The following is a 23,666-nucleotide window of genomic DNA, read 5'->3' on the forward strand; positions in this document are numbered from 1 at the left end:
CAAATTAATGTCTAATGATGTGACGTCAGAGGACAGTATTCTTTTATTATGGGGTTGCATGTTTATTAAAGAATTTAGCCAAATGATAACCATCGTATTATCCCTACCTATTATTAATTTTTGTGGTGAAGGGCTTCGCCCGAATCATATTGGCGATCTGGGCGGTGTTCCTGTTGATATGCCTAAAAACCTTGTGCATTTTGTTGCGTATGACGGCGACCCTACGTTTGGTAACAAACGTGAGCATCCAAAACCCATGCGCACTTATGACTCAAAAATCAACAGTTTCGGTTTTGATCTGCGTTATACCGACAATACTATGCTAGATACGACTAATAAAGCCCTTAAGAGCACTTATCGTAGAGACAATAAAAGAAACTTAGGAGATAATCCTTGGGTATCGGTCAGCGTCAACTCAGGCGACAGAGTGACTGTTCCTAACCCAACTCACCGTATCGGCTATGGCACACTTAACCCTAGCAAAGAAGCAGGTCCTGTTCATGAATATGAACGGCTTGATAATGATCAATTCGGATTGGAGGTTTATGCGCCGCCAAATATTGACCCAGTTACTAATAAACCGTGGCGTGAAAATAGATATGCAGAGGATGTCTTTATTCAGCGAGATAAAACGGGTCAAATTATAACTCATATAGAGTGCTCTAACAGAGACGTACCAAGACCACCTTGTACCCAATTTTTTGATCTAGGACTACAGAGGAACATATCTATCGAGGCGCATTATTCTCGCTACAATCTTGCTGACTGGCAACAAATTGAGCAAGTAGTCAGACAGCATGTTTTAGGCTTCCAAAAAACGTCATAGAGGCGCTAGAGCAAATAGTTTGAGAAAAATTCACTGTATCTGTTGCGATAAAGTATGAGCAGCTTATCGATAATAATGTTTCAACAATACAGCCTAATTCTGAGCTGTGGTATAATTTGTCATTATATAATTGGCATATTGTTGCCATTATCGCCCATTTATCTTTTACACATTAAGATTCTTTTATGTCCAAAACTCCGTTTGATGCCCAATCTATTTCCAACAGCCTACGTGCTGTCAAACACCAACCGCGTAAGCGCTTTGGTCAAAACTTCTTGCATGATGGTAGCGTCATTCGCGAAATCGTTGAAAGTATTCGTCTAGAGCGTGATGACAACCTAATCGAGATTGGACCAGGAATGGGTGCGTTGACTGAGCCACTATTGGCAGAGGTTGATGCAATGACCGTAGTAGAGTTGGATCGTGATTTGGCAGACAGTTTGCGTATCCGTATTGGTGCCAACAGTCATCCGAATTTTGAGATTATCAAAGATAACGCGATGCATGTGGACTATCGCGAGCTTTATAGTCCTGAGCGTGGCAAGCTACGTGTGGTCGGTAACCTGCCATATAACATCTCTACCCCGATACTTTTCCATTTACTCAGCTATGCCGATGTGATTCAAGACATGCACTTTATGTTGCAAAAGGAAGTGGTCGAGCGTATCACTGCTGATGTTGGTAGTAAAACTTATGGCCGCTTATCAGTCATTATGCAATATCACTGTGGTACAGATTATCTATTGACCGTACCACGTGGCGCTTTTAATCCGCCACCAAAAGTAACCAGTGCTGTATTTCGTCTGACTCCGCATATCACTAAACCAGTCGTGGCAGAAGATGAAGAGTATTTTGCGATTGTCGTACGCGAAACCTTTAACCATCGTCGTAAGACACTACGTGCTATTTTTAAGAAATCTACGCTATTGCCAACGTTGAGCGAAGAAGATTTCGCGGCTTGTGCTATCGACCCACAAGCGCGTCCTGAAGTCTTAAGTGTGAAAGATTTTGTCAATTTGAGCAATCAGGCACGCAAAGTAGAAGGTTAGTTTAATCTATTATTGAACACCTCTCAAAATATTCACATAAAATTATTCACCTAAAACTATTGATATAAGAGTACTCACTTAAGAGTGCTCTTATATCAATTCATATCTAAAAAGCATAGAGGTACTATGAGTTTTCGCCACCAGTATGTCATTGGAGACCTGCAAGGCTGCTATGCTGCTTATCTTAAATTACTTGAAACCTTGAATTTTGATCCAGCCCAAGACAAGCTATGGTTTGCCGGTGACTTGGTAGCACGTGGTGAGGATTCATTAAGTACGTTGCGTCATATCAAGGCGCTATGTGAGCAAGGATCGGCAGCAACAGTCCTTGGTAATCATGATATCAATTTGATTGCTGTCTGGCGCGGCGCGGCGAAGCTCAAAAAGAAGGATAAGACAGCGCCGATTTTTGCCGCTAATGATTGTGATGAGTTGCTTGAATGGTTACGCCATCAGCCGCTGTTGACTTACCCTGATGAACAGACTGTACTGGTGCATGCTGGTATTCCACCGCATTGGAGTATCGATGAAGCAGCAGGCTATGCTCAACAAGTAGAAGCGCAATTACAAAGCAGCTTATGGCAGCTCGATCGCTTATTACCGAATTTGTATAGCAAGTCAGTTGATGATTGGCAGTCAGATATTAATGGCTTTACTAAAATGCGTGCTATCACTAACTATTTTACGCGTATGCGTCTATGTAAACAGGATGGCACGCTTGAGTTTGGTTTTTCAGCAGGTTTAGATGAACCTATGCCTGAGGGCTTCTTGCCTTGGTTTGAATGGCAAGTACCACGGACGCGCAAGATACTATTTGGGCATTGGGCTGCGCTAAAAGGTGAGGTTGATTTGCCACATGCGCGCGCACTCGACGGTGGCTGTGTGTGGGGCAATTGTCTATTGGCTTATCGTCTCAGTGACGGTCATGTAATAACGTCAAGCGAGCAGTGCCCGAGTTTATAACGAGGGCTATAGCTGAGCTTGATATAAGAGGCTAGATAAGCGGTCTGTTATAAATGGTTCCATTATAACGGTCTATTTTAAGTAGTCTGTCAATAGGTTTGAGGGGTGAAATAGCTAGTTTCCTTGGGGTATACCCTTTTAAAAGGACAATAGTATGTTAGTTAAGTTGTTTTGGATTGATAGATGGAATAATGGAGATTTATATCCAGAAGGTATAATCTTAGAAGACAGTTCGAATATAAAGGGACTAATTTTTAACCTCTTGAATGATGATGGAGGACTTGGATTGAGCTATCTAAGAAACTGGATGGATGAAGGGCTTAAAGAAATTAAAAAGGTAAAACAAGGAAGCTTGAACTTTTATGACATGTGGGGGCAATCTTGGGGAGCAGAGGTTAGAAAGGACGAAGTATTAATTTATTGGGGTTATGACGATACAGAACTAGAAGAAACAATGAATTTTTCTAGCTTTTATAAAATACTAACTAATTGGATGATTCTTATAAGTAAAACACCATGCTTAGAAACAGAAATGTTGTTTGAATGTTGAAGTGATCTGTGCCGTGTGTTTTATAGTTATTAATTTCATATCGAACACTAGCAGTTCGATGCCTGTATAGCGCATAGAACTATCGGCTAACTCTTTATCAGACCATTATTATCATCAGTTTTTAATGCTGGTACACGTTCTTGTATTGCATGATAGAACCTACCTTTGTCTTTTGGTGATATCACTATGCTACCACCTTCATATCTTATCTCAATCCTATCTAAAGACAGTGCTGGAGCAGATAAAGTACTGCTGGTAGGATTGATATTGGTAATGTCTTTCAATAAAATGCTCTGAGTAGAAAAACCATTTTTCACTAACAATGTGTCAGCTGTCAAAGTGTACTTTATATTAAAAAACAGTACCAATAACAGTAACGCAGTTGGTATGGTAAAAAGACTGATAAATATTATTCTTTTAATAGAACTATTGTTGTACATCCATTCCCATACAGGCACCAAAATGAGCAGTGAGCTAAAACCCAACATTAAAAGTGCTAACCAGAAATCGATCTTTGATGTGAATACAGTACTTATCATAATTTGTTAGCAGAAAGTCATTAGTTAATATTTATATTCGAAAAGCTCATTTCATGTACACCGTAAAGTGCACTTGGACTGTTTCAGTGAGTTAGAACGCTAATACCAGTAGCTTACAGCCAAAAATCCAAATCCTCATTAGCGGACAGAACCAGTAAAGGCATCTGAGATTGGTTCGCCATAGGTATAAACCAGTCATAGAGAGACCATCCTAGATTCTGTGTAACTGCCATTTAGATTAAATGCTTACTAATACGGTCATCAAACATAATCATAAAGCGATTCAAAGCAGACGTCCAGTTACGAATGGGCATCGACCACTTCTTGGATGCCTGCTGGGTTGCTAAATACACCACTCTGAATGCTGCCTGATCAGATGGGAACACCTTACGCTTATTCAAGAGTCACTGACAACATCTTAGAGGACATCGCCGCTGTCCGAATCACGCTGTTTAGCGACTCTATCGCATTGGTGGTATAAATCACTTTTCTGATGTCTTTAGGATACTCGAAGAACACCGTTAAGCCCTCCCAGTTATTACGCCAAGACTTGATGATATGCGGATACTCCTTGCCCCAAGTCTCATCAAAGTGCTCAAGATTGGCCTCTGCCATCTCAAGCGTATCAGCGCCGTAGATGGCCTTTAAATCAGCTGCTACGGCCTTCTTATCCGTCCACGGTACGAACTTCATTGAGTAACGCACCATGTGTACGATACACAGCTGAACCTTGGCTTTGGGATAAACCGTGTTGATGGCATCGGGGAAGCCCTTTAAGCCGTCGACACAGGCAATGAGGATATCTTGTACCCCGCGGTTTTGTAGTTCAGTGAGAACGCCTAGCCAGAACTTGGCGCCCTCATTTTCTGATAACCACATACCAAGCAGCTCTTTTTTACCATCAAGCCCCACGCCTAGCGCCAGATAGATAGCCTTGTTGATGATCTGCTTGTCTTGACGTACTTTAACGACAATGCAGTCCAAATAGACGATAGGATAAACACTGCTCAGCGGCCGGTTCTGCCAAGCGGTGATGTCCTCTAAGATGTTGTCAGTGACTCTTGAAACTAAGCTGCTTGAGATGTCGACGTCATAGAGCTCTTTGATGGTTTCGACAATCTCGGTGGTGGTTTGACCCTTGGCGTAAAGGAATATGATCTTGTCATCGAGACCTGAGATACGGGTTTGATGCTTACTAACGAGTACAGGCTCAAAGCTGCCACCGCGGTCTCTTGGGGTGGAGATCTCAAGATCGCCTGTGTCACTGCGGACGGTCTTTTTAGTGTGCCCGTTACGCTTATTAGGTTTATCCGCCTTTTCATGCTTGGGATAGCCGAGATGGTCTTCCATCTCAGCCTCTAAGGCAGTATCGATAAAGGATTGCATGAGCTGCTTTTGGAAGTCTTTAATGTCATCAAAGCTGTTCATGCTACCAGCCATTTGCTCGGCCAGTTTTTTAAGGTCAGATTGAGTAGTCATTGCTTATTCTCCGGTTAATGGATTATAAGCAGTTACACAGTTTTTAGGAAAGGCTCGTCATAGAGATAATTAAGATAGTATTTTGAGTTATTCAAAGCTTTTAAGTAGATCTAACCACTCACTTATTATATTAGCGGGTTGATAAATTTCGACTTTCTCTTTACCTCTTAAGCTGATAGTTTTTCTCTGCTCATCATTCTTCATCAAACCAATCAACGCTGAAGCAAGTTCGCCAACATCATTTTTAGGAACTAAAATAGAGCCTGTACCTTTTAAAACTTCTGCGGGGCCAGGTCCACAATCAAAACTAACAATAGGTAGGCCAAAAGCTAAAGCCTCAGTTAAAACCATACCAAACCCTTCTGCGCGAGAGCTCAGACAAAATATTTCTGCCTCTCTATAATAGTGACCCACATTATCAGTCGCACCGACCAATTGCACACTCGCAGTTATTTGGTTTGCTTCAATAAACTCAGTTAGCTTTGCTCTTTCTTCACCCTCACCAACTATTTTTAATGTCCACTCTGGCATCATTGTAGTTACCTGAAGCCAAGCTTCAAGTAATAAGTCAAACCCTTTTTCTCTATGTAGACGACCAACCGCCAATACTATTTTTTTATTTTCCTCAATATATTCTTGAATAGGAAACGGACAAGGATTGGCGATAGCGATTATTTGTGATTTATGACGAGTATTTTTTAGCCAATATTCCTTATCTCTTTCGGTTAAAGTAACCACTGAGTCACAATATCGTGCCGCTAAATGTCTGACGATAGAGCTTCTGCTAATACCCTCACTAGGATCAAAGTTAAAATGCTCCCAGCCTATATGCTTTACTTTCAAGCCTAAAGTCGCGGGTAAGGTGTATGGAATAGACTTTGTGTCTACTGCCATTATTATGTCAGCACGCTCTGCTTTTAACAGCTTTCTTATTTTATAAATAGCATTAGGCGTATGACCTAACTTAACGCGCGGAGAATCCGATAGTGAAATTATTTTAATATCTTCATTTAGAGGGAAAAAAGGTGTATCACAAGGTCCAATACTAGCTAATATTATTTCATGGCCCACCTCAGATAGACCGTTAGCAATCATAGAACCTACGCGTTCAACACCAGCTCCCTTGTTAAGGCCATAAAACAACACCATTAAAATTTTCAAATCGATTGCCTTGCTTGTTAGGGTCTGTTGAACATGTACATATTAGGGCTACTGATGGTTCTGGTTCGGCTGACTCATGTTGTCAAAGCCGACAGAGATATGCCATCATTTCATACGAAGCGGTTAACTATGGTGACTTGATAAGATTTAGGTGGTGAGAGCAATGACGTATCAAATAACATGGTTAGCCATCTCATTAGCCATAAGAACAGTAGTTAACCAAGTATAAAGCCACCTAAACCATCCTATTAATTAGGCAGTTTTGGCGGCTTTTTTGGTTTTGGCAGAGGTGTCTTTGCATCGCCTGCTGCTTTACTATCAGGATCTACATGATGTGGTTCTTTGCTGATATCGCTGTTAGCATCGTAATCATGATTGTTCGGCATTTTGTCCGTTTGATTATACTGAATATCATTGGTGTAGGGCATGCTATTGAGCTCTTCATCCATTAAGCCATCGTCAAGGTCTACAGTTTGGTGAGAAGGGGCATGAGCTTGCGTATGATCGCCCTCAGGTTGATTGTCATAATATATATCAGTGTTTGTTTGAGGATACTGAGCATTACCTTGTTTAGACTCAGGTAAAATTCTGACATCAGACAAGCGTCGTACGACATAATTGCTTGGTAAATGTTTGCCATTTTTTTGCGCTGAGGTATCGTCAAATATCATATGCCCTTGGCTGTCGATACGTGCGTATTTCATTGGCTTATCACGTGGCCAGAAAAAGTCAGAAGGATGGCTAATAATATGACCGAACACCAATTTTGTTAGGCGACTCCATTCAAAGAAACGAACTTCTTTAGAGCGTAATGCAACAAACAGTGCCAGTGAAAAACTGACCAATAAGTTGACGATACCAATAAGCGCCACGCCAAGCATTGAGACTAAGATAACGCTCCAACTTATCTCATCGGCAGATATGTTAAATAAACCATGTGCCAAGTTCGCCGAGGCAAACGCAATATGGCGAATATCAATTGGCAAGCCAAATATAAAGCCAATTGTCGCAGTACTACCTAAGAACACACCGAATAAAAAGTTACCCATGATGGCACCCAAATTGGCTTCTATAAAGCCACCAAGGCGCTGAAGCCATGATTTCGGTAGTATGTACATGAGTAGTTTATGGCGTTGGATACGGGCACCTATATTATTGTACACCGCTAAATTGTCATAATAACCAGCAATCAAACCCGATAAAAATAAGTACACACCAGCAATCGCAGCATGGGGCAGTGCCAGCGAATGAAAGGGATCTAGATCATGGAGTAGGTGACCCGCTTTTTCGGAGTCAATCATCGGTGTACCCGTATATTGCAGCCATGCAAAAGAGATAATGAGAGCAACGGGTATCGCCAGCATCACATTACCCATGATGGCAACGAACTGAGTACGCAAAATATCGACGACCAACTCTGATAATTTGGTCAGTTGATGGGATTTTTTACCAGAGCTTTCAGATATGGTAGAGGCAATAGCGGCCGCCGTCATGGCTGGCTGCTTAGTAGCAACGGTACCACGGATGACATGGATAAAGACAAAGCCTAAACCATAAATCATACTGTTAACGAACGCTCGACCTATCGGAGCCAGTGCCAACTGATAAGCCAGTATTTTAATCGTGGCCATAAACGCAATGATAAAGCCACCAATAGAGGCTTTTTTGAACATCTTTCGGTAGCCGGACTTATCAGTGCTAATGTAATGCTCACCGACGCGGCTAGCATTTTCTGTCACTTTACGAGAGAGTAGCTTGGTATTATTATCGATTAAATAACCAATACTATAGCGACGATTGGCAGTCGTAATCAGCGTTTGAATTAAATCAATCACCGCGCGATCGCGCTTGTGATCGTCATCTGTGACCAGCTCCGTTAAGATGCGCATACGTTGTAAGCTTTGATCTAAGCGCAGCATCATATTCGTCAGTCGAATAGAGATACCAGTTTTGTAAATACGTTTGCGTACAGTAGCAACGATATCTTCACACTGCTCAATCATCACGAGTAAGGGAGCTGGGTCAACCGCTTGTTCAGGAGTGATATCCGTTAACGTGTCAAGCTCATGCGCTTTTCTGTATTCATTGACAAACAGGACCGCTTCTTGGTTTTGAGCCACAAAAGACGCTGAGTAATTCAACATCTGCGGATAAGAGTCCATCAAATCAGGATGCAAGCCGATACCACTGATGCGATAAGACAAGATAATAATCGCATTCAAAATACTGTTTTTTACGGTGGCGACTAAGTCTAAATGCTTCTCTTCTACTTTAAGCAGCTCTATTAACGTATCCCATTTGTCTTTTTCGATATTGGCAAGCCAGCGTTCATCAGATTTTTTATCAAACAAGTAGCCAACCAGCTCAACGACAGAGTCTTCTTGCGGTAGTATCGGTAAAAAACGATGGCCGACCAAACGGCGTAAGCTGTTAAAGAATCCTTGGTCTGACATGATGCCAGTGTCGGTATACAGAGCAATTTGACGGTATTGAATGATTATTTTTAGGACGAAGCTAGAGAGTCCATCAGCATATTCTGGATGCTGATGAAGAATGTCAATAAGTGATTGAATATTTGCGTTGGCGAGGGCGGGCTCTTTATCATTTACCCGTAGCTCGTCTATTAAACGCTTTAGTACCGCGTTATCGGGTACATCACTTAAGGCAGTAATCTGCTGTAAAATGTGTTTCATTTCTGACACGTCATACCCTTTGTTATGATTATTTTGGTAGTTTTTATTATGTAATGGGTCACAGTAAGCGTTTTTCTAAAAATATGGCAACCTCTTTATTTGGTTAAAATAACGCTTTATCGTACGTCATTTTAATCTGAACCATTCATTGATAGTTACTTATTTTGTTAGCAATTATGATGAGAATCATTTTGGCACAAAAAAGGACAGCTCAATGTGGCTGTCCTTTTTTAAGAGTATTTTATATGATAATTACTTAGCTAGCAGGTACATTAAAGTAATCAAGATCAAAGTTCATCATCGGATCACTACCAGCTTGTACCATCTGTGCATGAGACTCGATACGTGGCAATATACGACCGACAAAGTAATCAGCAAGCTTGGCTTTATTGGTATAAAAATCACCTTCTTTGCCATTGGCCGCTTCGACCATCAGTGCAAACATGTACGAATATGCTAGGTAGCCAAAGGCATGCATATAATCAACGGCACAGCCATTGACTTCATTTTTACGCTCGCCAATATTACCAAGCACAGTCTGAGTCAACGCTTCGATGGTATCTGCAGCATCTAACGTGGCTTGTTTGATGCCATGATCTGCTTGCATGTTACCGATAAAGTCACGGATTTCACCCAAGAAGTTTGTGACATATTTGCCGTTATTACGAGCGACTTTACGGCCTAATAGATCAAGCGCTTGAATACCGTTGGTGCCTTCATAAATCTGTGCAATACGAGTATCACGTACAATTTGCTCCATACCCCATTCGCGGATATAGCCATGACCACCAAATACTTGCTGGCAATCAACGGTGGCCTCTAACGCTTTATCGGTCAAAAATGCTTTAGCCACTGGCGTGAGTAGAGCAACACGGGCAGCAGCCGCTTTTGCCAACTCAGGATCTGTACTAAATTTCTCTTCATCGAGGTTTTTAGCAACGTACATGGCAAAACAACGAGAAGCTTCGGTATTCGCTTTAGCATTCAGTAGCATACGGCGTACGTCAGCATGATGAATGATAGCATCAGCAGGTTTTTCTGGGCTTTGTAGTTGCGTATCGCTACGGCCTTGACCACGATCATTGGCGTATAAAGCGGCATTTTGATAGGCAAGCTCAGAACCACCAAGGCCTTGTAGACCCATCGTGACACGCTCATAGTTCATCATAATGAACATTGAAGACAGGCCAGTGTTTTCTGCACCAACCATCCAGCCCTTGGCGTTGTCAAAATTCATCACACAAGTGGCTGATGCTTTGATGCCCATTTTATGTTCGATAGAACCCACTGCCAATGTGTTGCGCTCGCCTAAGCTACCATCTTCGTTGACCAAGAATTTTGGTACCACAAACAATGAAATACCTTTTGAACCTTCTGGCGCACTAGGTGTTTTTGCCAATACTAAATGAATAATATTGTCAGTCAGATCATGCTCACCACCAGTGATAAAGATTTTGGTACCAGAGATATCAAAGCTACCATCATCATTAGGTACTGCTTTGGTTTTGATGATACCTAAGTCAGTACCAGCATGTGGCTCAGTCAAGCACATAGTACCTGACCATTCACCGTTATACATTTTTTCGAGGTAAGTCTGTTTTTGCTCTTCAGAGCCAGCAGCGTTCAAGCAAAGCGTCGCACCGACTGTCAGATTTGGATACAGTGCAAACGATTGGTTTGCAGTAAAAACCATTTCTTCAGTCAACATAGTGACCATTTTTGGAAAGCCTTGACCGCCGTACTCAGCGTTACCGCTTAGACCAACCCAGCCTGATTCAGCAAATTGCTTATAAGCTTCTTTGAATCCAGTTGGGGTAGTGACGACGCCGTCACCATGAAAGGTTGCGCCTTCTTCATCACCACTGCGGTTGATAGGCAACAGAATGTTTTTTGACAGTTTTGCCATTTCTTCCAAAATCATATCGACAGTTTCTATATCAACATGAGCTAAGTTTTCGTTATTTTGCCAAAATTTAGGCGCATTAAACACATCATTTAAGATAAAGCGCATGTCGTTAAGAGGGGCATTATAGACAGCCATAAACATTCCTTTGGTTCAAATGAGTAGAGTTAAGAGTATTAAAGTTATAGGTTGTTTTTCTAATGTAACCTGAGCGATTAATAATTAAAGTTTAACAAATAAGCTTGCGCGCGGGTGTATTTCTTCGTGAATCGTGCGTGCACCAAAAGTTAGTAGCGACTATTGTGATGCTGAACTACCTCTCAAGGGCTAAGACCGTCATTGATATAAGATATCAAAGCGACTAACAAGGGCACAAAATAAATCGGCAACATACCGTAGTATGTTGCCGACCATGTATCTTAGCTAATTTATAAAGTCTTCAATTAAAAAGCAAATTGATCGACGTCCATGCTCATGTATGGCTCAACACCAGTGCTGATACGCTGTACGTGAGTGGTGGTACGTGGCAATAATTTAGCAAAGTAGAATTGTGCGGTTTTTACTTTGGCATCATAGAATGCGGCTTCGCTAGTACCGTCTGCAATAGCAGTTTGTGCAACTAGTGCCATACGAGCCCATAAGTAAGCTAGTGTGACATAGCCACTGAAGTACATGTAATCAACCGCTGCACCGCCTACTGCTTCAGGGTTTTCAGTCGCTTGCATGCCGATACGTGCCGTTAGATCACCCCATTCTTTAAGGTGCTTGACAAGTGGACGAACAAATTGACCCATTTCATCATTTTCTTTGTTATCTTCACAGAACTGTTGAATGATATTGACAAAGTTGCCAAGCAGTTTGCCTTGTGAACCTAATACTTTACGACCTAGTAAATCAAGTGCTTGGATCTCAGTCGTCCCTTCGTATAGACAAGCGATACGAGTATCACGGACGTTTTGCTCCATACCCCATTCGCTCACAAAGCCGTGACCACCATAAATCTGTATACCATGATTAGCGGCTTCTAAACCAGTTTCGGTCAAGAATGCTTTGGCAATTGGTGTCAACAGCGATAACATTTGGTCAGCAAATTTAAGCTCTTCGCCTTCACCTTTTGCGACGATATCCGCAAAATGTGAGAGGTAATAAACCAATGCACGACCGCCTTCAGCAAAGGCTTTTTCAGTCAATAGCATGTTGCGAACCGCTGGATGCACAATGATCGGATCAGCTACTTTTTCTGGTGCTTTAGTGCCTGAAAGCGAGCGCATGGCCAGACGATCTTTTGCATAGGTTAGTGAACCTTGGAATGCATACTCAGCAGCTGTTAGACCTTGAACAGCAGTACCGATACGGGCAACGTTCATAAAGGTAAACATGCACTGTAGGCCGCGGTTTTCTGGCCCAATTAGGTAACCTGTTGCACCATCAAAGTTGATGACACAAGTGGCAGAGGCTTTAATGCCCATTTTATGCTCGATAGAACCACAAACGACATTGTTGCTTTCACCAACGCTACCATCTTCGTTGACCGTCATTTTAGGGACGATAAACAATGAGATACCTTTTGTGCCAGCAGGTGCGCCTGGTAGGCGTGCTAATACAATGTGGATAATGTTGTCAGTTAAATCATGCTCGCCGGCAGAGATAAATATTTTTTGACCAGTAATGCTATAGCTGCCATCCTCTTTAGGCTCAGCTTTAGTACGGATGATACCCAAATCAGAACCCGCATGCGCTTCAGTCAGACACATCGTACCTGACCATTCGCCACTGATCATTTTTTCGAGATAGGTTTGTTTCTGTGCATCAGTACCATGGTGCTCGATGGTTTGAATAGCACCATGTGATAGGCCAGGGTACATAGAGAATGACCAGTTGGCCGTACCAACCATTTCATTGATAACCGTTGATAATGAAAAAGGCATGTTTTGACCACCGAACTCTTCTTCAGCAGACAAGGCAGGGAAGCCAAGCTCACAAAACGCTTTATACGCTTCTTTAAAACCTTTTGGCGTGGTAACAACGCCATTATCAAAATGACAGCCTTCAGCATCACCGCTTTGGTTCAATGGTGATAGCTCATTTTCAGCGAAGCTTGCAGCCATTTCGAACAGGCTATCCATCAATTCACGGTCAGCTTCCTGAAACGCAGGTAAAGTTTTATAGTGGCTTTCGCTATCAAGTAACTCATGCATTACGAATTGAATATCACGTAAGGGCGCTTTATATTGCATAACTTCCTGTCCTTTTTGGAATATAATCAATAATCGTCAAGAGTAGGTTGCTGCACTATTAGATAGCGCAAAAGTCCTGGTCACTTTAATCTGAACATCCTAAATAAATGCTAGGCTGTAATACAGATTGACTAAGTTATCGATTACATAAAATCGTATTGAAAAGAGTGGTGATTGTTAGAGTCGGCTTGAGGCTGAATAAGACCTAACAAATTCACTATAAAAGATAGGCTTTCACAGAAGATTATACAAGTTTGGTGACAGGACTGATAAGTCATGAACCTACCTTGCATCCGTTGTGTAATCGAAGCTAGGCGTTCAAGATAAAGACGAATAACCACATGAAATTATTAGTGATACTAAGTAAGTGACGTTCAATCAGGTTGGGTTATACCACACTGTACTGCTGAATTAACATATTGGTTGCAGAGTCAGCTGGCACGGGTCTGCTCAGCCAATAGCCTTGACCTTGCTTGCATCCCATGGCAAATAGTACGTCACGCTGCTCCTCGGTTTCGATACCTTCAGCGATGACCTGCATATTAAGGGCGTTGCCCAAATCTAAAATAGCCTTGACAATCGCATGTTGGGTAGGATTATTTTCAATATTAGAGATAAAGCTTTTGTCGATTTTAATAAAATCAAACGGATATTCTTGTAAGTAACTTAACGAGGCATAACCGGTGCCAAAATCATCTAAGGCCAGACAGATTCCCAACTCTTTGAGTAACTCCAGTTGTTTTTTAACGTTGCTATGGCGTTGAATGAGAGAAGATTCTGTCACTTCAATATGCAATTGATGCGTAGAAATCTCATGCTGTGTAAGGAGGCTGCTCACCATCTCAGAAAAATTAGGATGGCTAAATTCCGCGGCGTCCGCATTGATACAGATATGCTGAAGAAAGCCTTGTTTTTGCCAAATCGACAGCTGCTTGGCAATTTGAATGGCCATTTGTGAGAATAGCTCAAATGATAGCTTGTGAGCGATAATGGCATCGATAAAGTGTACTGGGCTCAACAGTCCACGAGTCGGATGTTGCCAGCGTACCAATGCCTCAAAACCAGTAATGGCGCCTGTCGCTAATTCAAATTTTGGCTGATAATAAGGAATAAACTGACCTTCAGAGGCGGCGACTCTGAGTTCAGCCTCTAACTGCCAACTATCAGTGGTGGCTTCATCAATAGCGGTGTCATACCAGCAGATATCGTCACCACCTTGATTCTTGACATAATGCAGCGCTTTTTCGGCTTTGGTCAACAGCCCTGTCAATCCTTCACCATCTTTAGGAAAGTAACTAACACCAATGGATACGTGACAATATATCTTTGCTTCTGATTTATCTGGAGAAAAGGGCCGTTCACACATTTGCATTAAACTGTCTAGCTGGTGACGAATGATATTAGCATTAGGGCATTCGAATAATAAGGCAAAATCATCACCACCAAAATGGGAAAAACAATGCAAATTATCGAGTTTGAGTTTTTTGACGCGTTTGACAAAACTGTTAATCAAAGCATTTATGCCATCAGGGCCTAGTAAGCTTGCAAGGCTGCGATAACGGTCGATATTCAAACGTACGATGACGACCTCTTGATAACTGTCTAATAGCAAGTCACTGACTTGACTCAAAAATACTTTACGGTTTGGCAAGCCTGTCACTTGGTCATAATTGAGCAAATGCACCAATTGTTTTTTGTCTTTGATGGCAGAAGAGGTATCACGCAGCATACCAACATAGTAAACAGTCTGTTCGACATAGAGTTTGCGATAAGTGATATGACAATCAACGATCTCTCCATAGCGATTGGCCATCGAAAAGTCATTTTCATAAAAACCATTAGTATCTAAGTGGCTAGTGATATCCGCTAAGATATCTCGCTCTTCTTTTGATAAAAATTCTGCCGCGTAGATACCAAGCGGTCGCCCAAGTAAAAATGACTCGGTATAACCAATAGTCATCTCATAACAAGCATTAACTGATAAATAGCGCAAATTGGCATCTAAGATGAATATAGAGTCATCAAGTTGTTCGCATAACTGAGCCAGCAACTGTTGCTTGTCTGCGATTGGCATAGTGGCGGCATTAGTCATAATTGGACCCATAACATTAAAGTTGAAGAATAAATAAGGTTACATACATGGCCTTTTGATAACTAATGACTCAAAGCATGTAAGGTCGCTAACGCAACTACCGGGGCGGTTTCGGTACGCAATACTCTCGTACCAATTTGCCAAGGATGAAAGCCGAGCTCTGATGCTTGCTGACATTCATCGTCGCTGAGCCCGCCCTCAGGGCCAATTAATAGTTCAATATAAGGTGTCGACTGTTTTAGGGTGACTGGTAACAATTCAGGCATCGCGGGCTGTCCTAATGCTGGCACGCTCAACTGTATACGTAAGTCAGCTGGCTGCTGTAGCCGATGATAATAGGCGTCTTGACTGAGTGTGGTTACTATAGGGCTGACTACTGTCTCTTGATTGTTATCTGCTACTTTGGCTAACCAGTCATGGATAGAGATAGGTGCGAGAATGAGCGGTGGACGATTGAGGCCGCATTGCTCGCAGGCTGCAATAGCTACTTGCTGCCAATGTGCCAGTTTCTTCTCAACTTGTGCAGGCTTTAGGTTGACCTCACCGTGATGGCTACTTAGTAACTGAATAGCTGTTACACCCAGCTCGGTTGACTTCTGAATCGCATAGTCCATGCGTTCACCGCGACTCATTACCAGACCAATTTTAGTGAGTACTGATGCGCTACGATCATCCTCTATATGAGCCAATAGAGTGACAGTGGCATGCTTTTTACTAATGGTCTGTAACTGTACTTGATACTCACCGCCAAACCCATCGAATAAAACACCTTGATCGCCAATGTTTGCGCGTAGCACACGGCACCAGTGATGAACAATACTGTCTGGCAATTCAATATCACTACCTAACGGTAAGGTAGCCAGTTGAGTTGAGAGTAAGCTATGATCATCATTACTGTCACTACTATAAAAAAAACGTCGCACGTATTCTTATTCCTATTATTTGATTGGTCGTACTTATTATTAGTTCAATAGAATATCACTTGAGACAATTAAAGACATTTCTTTTATGAGAATTTTTCTTAATAAAAGCGATTGTTATAAAATAGCAGTATTACACAGTAAAGAAATTTTTAAAAATTAAATAAGATAAGCTGTATTATGACAGCTATAGATGGTTGTTTATTAGAATTTTGACAAAAAAACTGGCACTCCGAAGAATGCCAGTCATTAGATAAGGAATCGGATGGTCGTTTAAGCAGTCAAACCTAGGGCCTCGACTAAGCGTTTATTAGGCTCAACCTTGTTCATGCTATAAAAATGCATGGCAGGTACACCTTCGCTAATGAGACGCTCACATAAGCGATACACCACATCAAAGCCAAATTCACGGATGGCCTTGCGGTCATCACCAAAATCTGCCAATTGCTTACGTACATAACGTGGAATGTCAGCGCCACAGCTATCAGCAAAACGCATCAGATTGCTCGAATTAGTAATTGGCATGATGCCAGCGACCAATGGTTTAGCAACCGTATCAACACCGCGCTTTTCTAAGGTGTCACGCAAGTATAGATAGCTATCAGCATTGTAGAAGAACTGTGTAATCGCTGCATCCGCACCCGCTTGGAACTTGTTGACCAAGTTGTCGATATCAGAATCGAAGCTACGGGCTTGTGGATGCATCTCAGGATAAGCGGCTACTTCGATACGAAAGTGATCACCTGAATGTTCACGAATAAACTTGACTAAGTCTAACGCAAACGGCAGCTCACCCATACCAACTTGACCCGACGGTAAGTCACCACGAAGCGCGACAATACGATTGATGCCTAAACTCTTGTAATGTGTCAATAGTTCAGCGATTTCGCTTTTATCATCGCCAATACAGGACATATGCGGAGCAACACCAGTATCACCACGTGTGCATAATGCTTGCACAATATCTAAGGTGCGACTGCGGGTGGAACCACCAGCGCCATAAGTCACCGAAAAATAACTCGGTGACAGCTTGTTTAGCTCATCATAAGTACTCAGTAGCTTTTCGTGTCCCTGCTCAGTTTTTGCAGGGAAGAACTCAAAAGAGAACGCAGGCTTACTCACAGTCTGGCTCCTTTTAGTATTTATAAGCGTCAGGCTTGAATGGGCCTTCGACTGATACACCTAAGTATTCAGCTTGCTTTTCAGTCAGCTTGGTTAAAGTACCGTTAAAGCCTGCAACCATCGCAGCGGCTACTTCTTCGTCTAATTTCTCAGGTAATACTTTTACGTATAAGTTATCGGTACGCTTGTCTGCTGGTAGCTCAGCGAATTTTTCTTCGAACAAATACATTTGAGCCAATACTTGGTTAGCAAATGAGCCGTCCATCACGCGTGATGGGTGACCAGTCGCATTACCTAGGTTCACTAGACGACCTTCAGCAAGCAAAATCAAATAATCGTTCTCATCGTCTGAGCGGAAGATTTGATGCACTTGTGGTTTGATCTCAACCCAGCGCCAGTTATCACGCATGAATTGGGTGTCGATTTCGGTATCGAAGTGACCAATGTTACAAACAACTGCACCAGGTTTTAGTGCTGCTAGCATATGTCTGTCACATACATGGTAGTTACCAGTCGTGGTAACGATCATGTCGGTATCTTCTAACAAGCGCGTATTGATGTTTTCTGCGCCGCCAGTGTTGTCACCATTAATGTAAGGTGACAATACTTCAAAGCCGTCCATACATGCCTGCATAGCACAGATAGGATCGACTTCTGATACACGTACGATCATGCCTTCTTGACGTAAGCTTTGCGTAGAGCCTTTGCCCACATCGCCATAACCGATAACCAAAGCACGGCGACCAGCAAGGAACATGTCGGTAGCACGTTTGATAGCATCATTCAAGCTATGACGGCAGCCGTATTTATTGTCGTTTTTAGACTTGGTAACGGCGTCGTTGACGTTGATTGCTGGTACTTTAAGTGTGCCTTTAGCAAGCATCTCAACCAGACGATGTACACCAGTAGTCGTCTCTTCTGAGATACCATGAATGCTATCAAGAAGCTCAGCATAATCATTATGAATCAAAGCAGTTAAGTCACCGCCGTCATCCAAAATTAGGTTGGCATCCCAAAGTTGGCCTGATGCTTCGCCGCCAACGTGAACTTGCTGACGTAAGCACCATTCATACTCTTCTTCTGTTTCGCCTTTCCAAGCATAAACAGAGATACCAGCAGCAGCAATTGCAGCAGCAGCATGGTCTTGAGTTGAGAAGATGTTACATGAGGTCCAGCGTACTTCAGCACCTAGCGCGACTAATGTCTCGATCAGTACTGCAGTTTGGATGGTCATGTGGATACAGCCAGCGATTTTAGCGCCTTTAAGCGGCTGATCGGCTTCGTAGCGACGACGCAGACCCATAAGGGCAGGCATTTCAGCTTCGGCAAGGGTGATTTCACGGCGGCCGTAATCAGCAAGGCTAATGTCAGCGACTTTATAGTCAGTGAAAGAGGGATCGATCGTATGGGCAGATGGGGTGTTAGACACTGCGTCCATAATATGCTCCTATCAGTGGTTAATTTATGATAAAAAGAATAAAAACGCAGGTGCCGTTGTTTGCGCTGTGAGCGACCAAAATAGGACACTCGACAGTTAACCGAGCCTAACACAACCTATAATTTGCATAATTTTAGCTTTCAATGCAATATTATTGGTCATGGCGCAACACCTCTCGGAGGGTGTCATTGTAATAGATGACAGGTAAAATGTCACCTACTGGCTAATAGAAATAATAGACAGCAGTGTTATGTTTGGTTTCAAGTTTTTAAGGCCATAAAAAAAGGTCATCGATTGATGACCTTCTTATTGTTTGCAGCAAATACTATGTTAACTTCCGACCAGTTTAGTACCAGTCATAGGTTAAAGAGCCGAAATAGCTAGTGCCCTCAGTAGCGTATTCTGTACCGAATTGATTAGATAGTGTGTAATCTTCATCAGTGATATTGTCAACGCGCAAGTTAGCACGAAGATTGGTCGTCAGATAGATAACGCCGCTTAAGTTTAGTAGAGTGTAGTCATCCAACTTAGTAGTATTTGCAGCATCAGAGAATCTTTCATCAGTATATTTAGCTTCTAAACGCACATCAAAAGCAGGTTGCTGATAACCAAGATAAATCAAACTGCTATTTTGAGGGCGGTATACAAGGTCGTTGTTATAGTTAGCACTATTGGTGGTTTTGTCTTTAGCTTCTAGATAGTCATAACCCAAACCAAATACAAACGAACTAACGCTCCAGTCTGAAGTCAAACTTAAGCCTTTGATTTGTGCCTCACTCGTGTTGGTATTACCACCAATCAAGTCATCAACGTCAGTATGATAGCCAGTCAGACGGGAAATTTGATTGCCTTTATTGTACTCTACAAACACTTCCGTATTTTTACTGGTCTCAGGCTTTAAGTCTGGGTTACTGTAACCAGGGTAGTACAAATCGTTGAAGGTTGGCGCACGAAATCCTGTCGCATAGCTTGCACCGATACGCAAGCCATCTAATGGACGTATAGCGGCACCTATGTTATATGTGTTCTCATTGCCATATTGCGAATTATCATCGACACGATAATTGGCTTGTAGGTCATAATTATCTTCTGATAATTGATAGCCAACGAAACCACTTTTAACGGTTCTATCTTCAGGATCGTAAGCAGTTTGAGTGGCAGGGGCAGGATAACCTGAAAAATCTAAAACATCAGATGCATCTAATTTCTGTGATAACCATTCTGCGCCAATAATCACGGTACCAGGTTGTGCATTAATACTTGTTTCTGAACGTGCCTGCTGTTGAATGGTATTGAATTGACTGCCATCTTGATAATCAATAGAGTTAGCATCATGAGTAGTGGATTTATCGATACTTTGGCCATAGCTAAATTTAGTGACAGCTAATGGTGTTTGATGTTGAATAAAAACATTGGCGCTACCATTTTTTTGATCTGAATAAGCATTTGGAAAAGCGTTGCCCGCAGAGTCAATATCCGTTGTAGAGTCAGAATATAATGCACTGATTCCAGCACTTAGAGAGTCTGAGATCTTATGTTGTAATGCTAGACTGGCATTGGTAGATTTAAAACCATCATCATCAGCATTGTAATCATAAGAACTAGGACTAGCAATCGCGTTAAAACCGTCTGTTTCGTTGCGGCTGACACCCAGACTCAATGAAGAAGTCTCATTTTTAAGCTGACCTGTTATGCCTACTTGGTAATGATTATTGCTACCATAACCAACGGTCGTTGAAACGTTAGATTGTTCTACGTTATTGCCTTTAGTGAATATTTGAATGACACCGCCCATCGCATCAGAGCCGTAAATACTAGAACCTGATGCACCATATAAAATTTCGATACGGTCGATTTGATCGGCAGATAATAGATTTAGTGCAGGCGCGCCTGTAGAAATAGAGCTGTAGCGAATACCATCAATGATTACAAGGACTTGCTTACTATCATACCCACGCATATAAAAATTGCTGACGGTTCCTGTACCACCACTTTGAGCAATATTCATACCGGATTGATTTTTTAGTACATCAATTACGGTTTGACCTTGATAACGCTGTAATTCTTCGCTATCAATAACCCTTGTCTGAGCAATGATGTTACTGGTCTTAGTAGGTGTGCGGGTAGCTGTTACAACGATTTCATCGAGTTCAACTTCTGGTACTTCGTTGTTGCTTACGACAGTAGAATCGGTTGCTGCTGTTGCATTCAAAGAAAATACGCCAAGTGCGCTCAGAATACATAAGCGAAGATAGGCAGTCGAAGAAGAACGTGGTAAAAACATAGTCAATTCCAAAGTAATCATATTAAGAAGTACAGAAATAAAAAATAACCATTTTGACGCTACTATGGTTAAAAATTACAAAAAGCAATAAGTGAGCAAAACTATGCTCATTATCTATAAAAACCACCACTTTATAAACCACTTTAACTTAATCTTTCTTCACGCTAACATGAGTAACTTTCATGGTTAGTTGCTAATTATTCATTTGATAATCATTTCGGTCTTCAAATAAGCTGATATTTATGAGAGATTTGAGCTAAGTTAGTAAGCAATATCGTTAGGCAGTCATTGATATAGATAGCTACAAAAATGCGTAATCAAAAGTACTGCTGTGATAAATAATTGCTATCATAGTCAGGATTTCATTGTTCTCTGTTGTACTATCCATAAGCTAAGAGGTTTGTTTTGTCTACTAAGTATCGTCTGATTCCCAGCACCGAGTTATCTTCACCATACTCAATCATTAAAGTACCATTACTCGCGATGGTATTTTTACTTGTGCTGCTGTTGAGTTTGTTATGGCCAACTCATACCTTTGCAGCAGAAGCCAGTTCATTGGGTATTAGTGATAGTAGCAGTGAAGAGTCAGAAAAATCACCGCGACCGGACTCATTCGGGCGAGATACACCAAGGAATACGGTGCAAGGGTTTATCAGCGCCCTGGGTGAAAATGACTACCTGCTGGCGAGTAACTATCTAAATTTATCGAAGTCTGACAATCCAACGACTATTGTACGGCAATTTAAGCAAGCACTAGATGCAGGTGGACGTTTTCAGCCGGATTTGCAGCTGAGCAATACGCCTGAGGGTAACCTCACTGATCAGCTACCACCAAATCAAGAAAATGTGGGTGCGATTAATATTGGTGAGAAAAGCGTGTCACTGATACTCGAAAAAGTTACGTCTGATAGAAATGAAAAGTATTGGCAGTTTTCAAGCGATACGCTCAGCTCGATACCGGAAGTAATAGAGAACACTGAACCAACTTTGGTATCTCGCTATACCATTGATTCATTGGACGGCAAAAAGCTTTTCGGTTATCAGTTGGCTGATTTGGTCGCGGCGCTTGCCATGATCGTCAGTAGCTTTATACTGACTTACATCATGGTTTGGCTGTTGTATCATTTATTGAGAATCACCTATCCGCATGTTCGCGGTGTGACATTGCCATTACCGGATAAGGTGATACTACCGCTTTCCGTGGTAATCATGGCACTGATACTGTCTGAGGTAATGGTATACGCTGGCGTATCAGTGACCCTGCGTGAGCCAGTCAATCGTTTCACGGAAATAGCTTCGTGGGTAGCGATAACATGGTTACTACTACGAGTCGTCGATGCCATATTTACTCGTGCGGTAAATTTGAGCTATAAGAAAAACTATACTGAGCGGGTTTCAATCTTAGGGCTGCTGCGCAAAGTGGTTAAAGCGCTGCTGCTGATATTTGCTGTGATTGTCATCTTTGGTAATTTAGGTTTTGATTTGACCACAGGTATTGCCGCATTGGGTGTGGGTGGTTTGGCATTGGCACTGGGTGCACAAAAGACCATCGAAAACTTAGTCGGTAGTGTCGTCGTCGTAGCAGATTCGCCAGTGCGAATCGGTGACTATTGTAAATTTGGCACTTATGAAGGTACGGTGATTGATATTGGTATTCGCTCATCGCGTGTGCGGACATTGACGCGTACGATCGTGACAGTACCGAACGGTGACTTTTCATCGATGCAGATTGAAAACTTTACTTCTCGTGATATGTTTCGTTTTTTCCATCATTTATATCTGAAGCGTACCGCTGATCTTGATGTGATTTTCAAAATGGTAAACGACTTGGATGAATTCATAAAAGAGCATGATTTAACCAACCCAGAGTGGAATCAGGTCAATATCTTAGAGCTGCGTCAAGATTGCTATGTCATTCAGTTGCAGGCTTATGTCAATGCTACTGGAATCATTGAATTCTATGACAAGCAAAATACGTTATTTATCGATGTATTAAAGAAAGTCGCGAAATATAAAGTAGAACATGCATTGCCGACTCAGCAGCTTATCGTCAATCAAGCCGAGCTAGAAGATCACATTGATAATGAGGATCAAAACCATAATCAAGAAAGCAATAATCAAGCAAACAACAGCATTGAATCGGTAAAAGATATATCAATTAGCAAGGATACTGATGTTGGCAATGACAGTTCTGATGACCATACTGCTGTGGATTTAAATAAAGATAAAGGCAATGACAGTACTAATAGCGATGAAGCCCTCAATGAAAAAAAGAAGGCAACATTGAAAAGTAAGAAAAGCCACACGCTCAAAGGACTCATACATAAAAGCCATGTATTAAAGAAAAGCAAGTTTAAGCATGTCAAAAAAAGACCTAGCTTTTCTATATGGAACCAATTTTAGGGTAAAG

15 protein-coding genes and 1 pseudogene are annotated in these 23,666 nt (G+C 41.9%); 5 read left to right on the forward strand and 11 right to left on the reverse strand.

What is annotated here, in order from left to right:
• Positions 1-58 precede the first annotated feature (58 nt).
• The 4 genes from JMW61_RS10565 to JMW61_RS10580 all read left to right on the forward strand — a co-directional run bounded on the left by JMW61_RS10565 (position 59) and on the right by JMW61_RS10580 (position 3,388).
• Complete coding sequence (locus JMW61_RS10565; RefSeq protein ID WP_227687445.1) at positions 59-826, forward strand: hypothetical protein; 768 nt, start codon at positions 59-61, stop codon at positions 824-826.
• Between the two features lie 185 nt (positions 827-1,011).
• A complete protein-coding gene (gene rsmA, locus JMW61_RS10570) occupies positions 1,012-1,875 on the forward strand; it encodes a 16S rRNA (adenine(1518)-N(6)/adenine(1519)-N(6))-dimethyltransferase RsmA (RefSeq protein WP_110923808.1) in 864 nt (287 codons plus the stop codon).
• Between the two features lie 126 nt (positions 1,876-2,001).
• A complete protein-coding gene (locus tag JMW61_RS10575; RefSeq protein WP_201551104.1) occupies positions 2,002-2,838 on the forward strand; it encodes a symmetrical bis(5'-nucleosyl)-tetraphosphatase in 837 nt (278 codons plus the stop codon).
• Between the two features lie 154 nt (positions 2,839-2,992).
• Entirely contained in the window at positions 2,993-3,388 is a 396-nt protein-coding gene (locus JMW61_RS10580) for a hypothetical protein (protein WP_201551106.1), read from the forward strand.
• Between the two features lie 86 nt (positions 3,389-3,474).
• Here the strand turns inward: JMW61_RS10580 and JMW61_RS10585 are convergent, their stop codons facing one another.
• The 11 genes and pseudogenes from JMW61_RS10585 to JMW61_RS10635 all read right to left on the reverse strand — a co-directional run bounded on the left by JMW61_RS10585 (position 3,475) and on the right by JMW61_RS10635 (position 21,256).
• The gene (locus tag JMW61_RS10585; protein WP_201551108.1) at positions 3,475-3,927 is read right to left on the reverse strand and encodes a PH domain-containing protein; all 453 of its coding nucleotides are present in this window, start codon (positions 3,925-3,927) and stop codon (positions 3,475-3,477) included.
• Positions 3,928-4,160: 233 nt separating this feature from the next.
• A pseudogene (locus JMW61_RS10590) lies at positions 4,161-5,406 on the reverse strand (IS256 family transposase).
• Positions 5,407-5,493: 87 nt separating this feature from the next.
• A complete protein-coding gene (locus JMW61_RS10595) occupies positions 5,494-6,567 on the reverse strand; it encodes a glycosyltransferase family 4 protein (RefSeq protein ID WP_227687446.1) in 1,074 nt (357 codons plus the stop codon).
• 248 nt (positions 6,568-6,815) lie between these two features.
• Entirely contained in the window at positions 6,816-9,269 is a 2,454-nt protein-coding gene (locus tag JMW61_RS10600; protein ID WP_201551110.1) for a site-specific recombinase, read from the reverse strand.
• A 247-nt stretch (positions 9,270-9,516) separates the two neighbouring features.
• A complete protein-coding gene (locus JMW61_RS10605; RefSeq protein WP_201551112.1) occupies positions 9,517-11,301 on the reverse strand; it encodes an acyl-CoA dehydrogenase C-terminal domain-containing protein in 1,785 nt (594 codons plus the stop codon).
• Positions 11,302-11,606: 305 nt separating this feature from the next.
• Positions 11,607-13,400, reverse strand: a complete 1,794-nt coding sequence (locus tag JMW61_RS10610) for an acyl-CoA dehydrogenase C-terminal domain-containing protein (protein ID WP_110923814.1) — start codon at positions 13,398-13,400, stop codon at positions 11,607-11,609.
• A 388-nt stretch (positions 13,401-13,788) separates the two neighbouring features.
• A complete protein-coding gene (locus tag JMW61_RS10615; RefSeq protein WP_201551114.1) occupies positions 13,789-15,492 on the reverse strand; it encodes a putative bifunctional diguanylate cyclase/phosphodiesterase in 1,704 nt (567 codons plus the stop codon).
• 62 nt (positions 15,493-15,554) lie between these two features.
• Positions 15,555-16,415 carry a 16S rRNA (uracil(1498)-N(3))-methyltransferase gene (locus tag JMW61_RS10620; RefSeq protein ID WP_201551116.1) on the reverse strand — a complete coding sequence of 287 codons (861 nt, stop codon included), beginning with the start codon at positions 16,413-16,415 and terminating at the stop codon, positions 15,555-15,557.
• Between the two features lie 270 nt (positions 16,416-16,685).
• The gene (gene metF / locus JMW61_RS10625; protein ID WP_194196630.1) at positions 16,686-17,534 is read right to left on the reverse strand and encodes a methylenetetrahydrofolate reductase [NAD(P)H]; all 849 of its coding nucleotides are present in this window, start codon (positions 17,532-17,534) and stop codon (positions 16,686-16,688) included.
• A 13-nt stretch (positions 17,535-17,547) separates the two neighbouring features.
• A complete protein-coding gene (gene ahcY, locus JMW61_RS10630; protein WP_201551118.1) occupies positions 17,548-18,972 on the reverse strand; it encodes an adenosylhomocysteinase in 1,425 nt (474 codons plus the stop codon).
• Between the two features lie 346 nt (positions 18,973-19,318).
• A complete protein-coding gene (locus JMW61_RS10635) occupies positions 19,319-21,256 on the reverse strand; it encodes a TonB-dependent receptor (RefSeq protein WP_201551120.1) in 1,938 nt (645 codons plus the stop codon).
• A gap of 483 nt (positions 21,257-21,739) precedes the next feature.
• Between JMW61_RS10635 and JMW61_RS10640 the strand changes: the two genes are divergently transcribed.
• On the forward strand, positions 21,740-23,659 hold the full coding sequence (locus JMW61_RS10640) for a mechanosensitive ion channel family protein (RefSeq protein WP_201551925.1): 1,920 nt from the start codon (positions 21,740-21,742) through the stop codon (positions 23,657-23,659).
• Positions 23,660-23,666 lie beyond the last annotated feature (7 nt).

This window comes from Psychrobacter fjordensis (genome assembly GCF_904845995.1).
Classification (GTDB): Bacteria; Pseudomonadota; Gammaproteobacteria; order Pseudomonadales; family Moraxellaceae; genus Psychrobacter; species Psychrobacter fjordensis.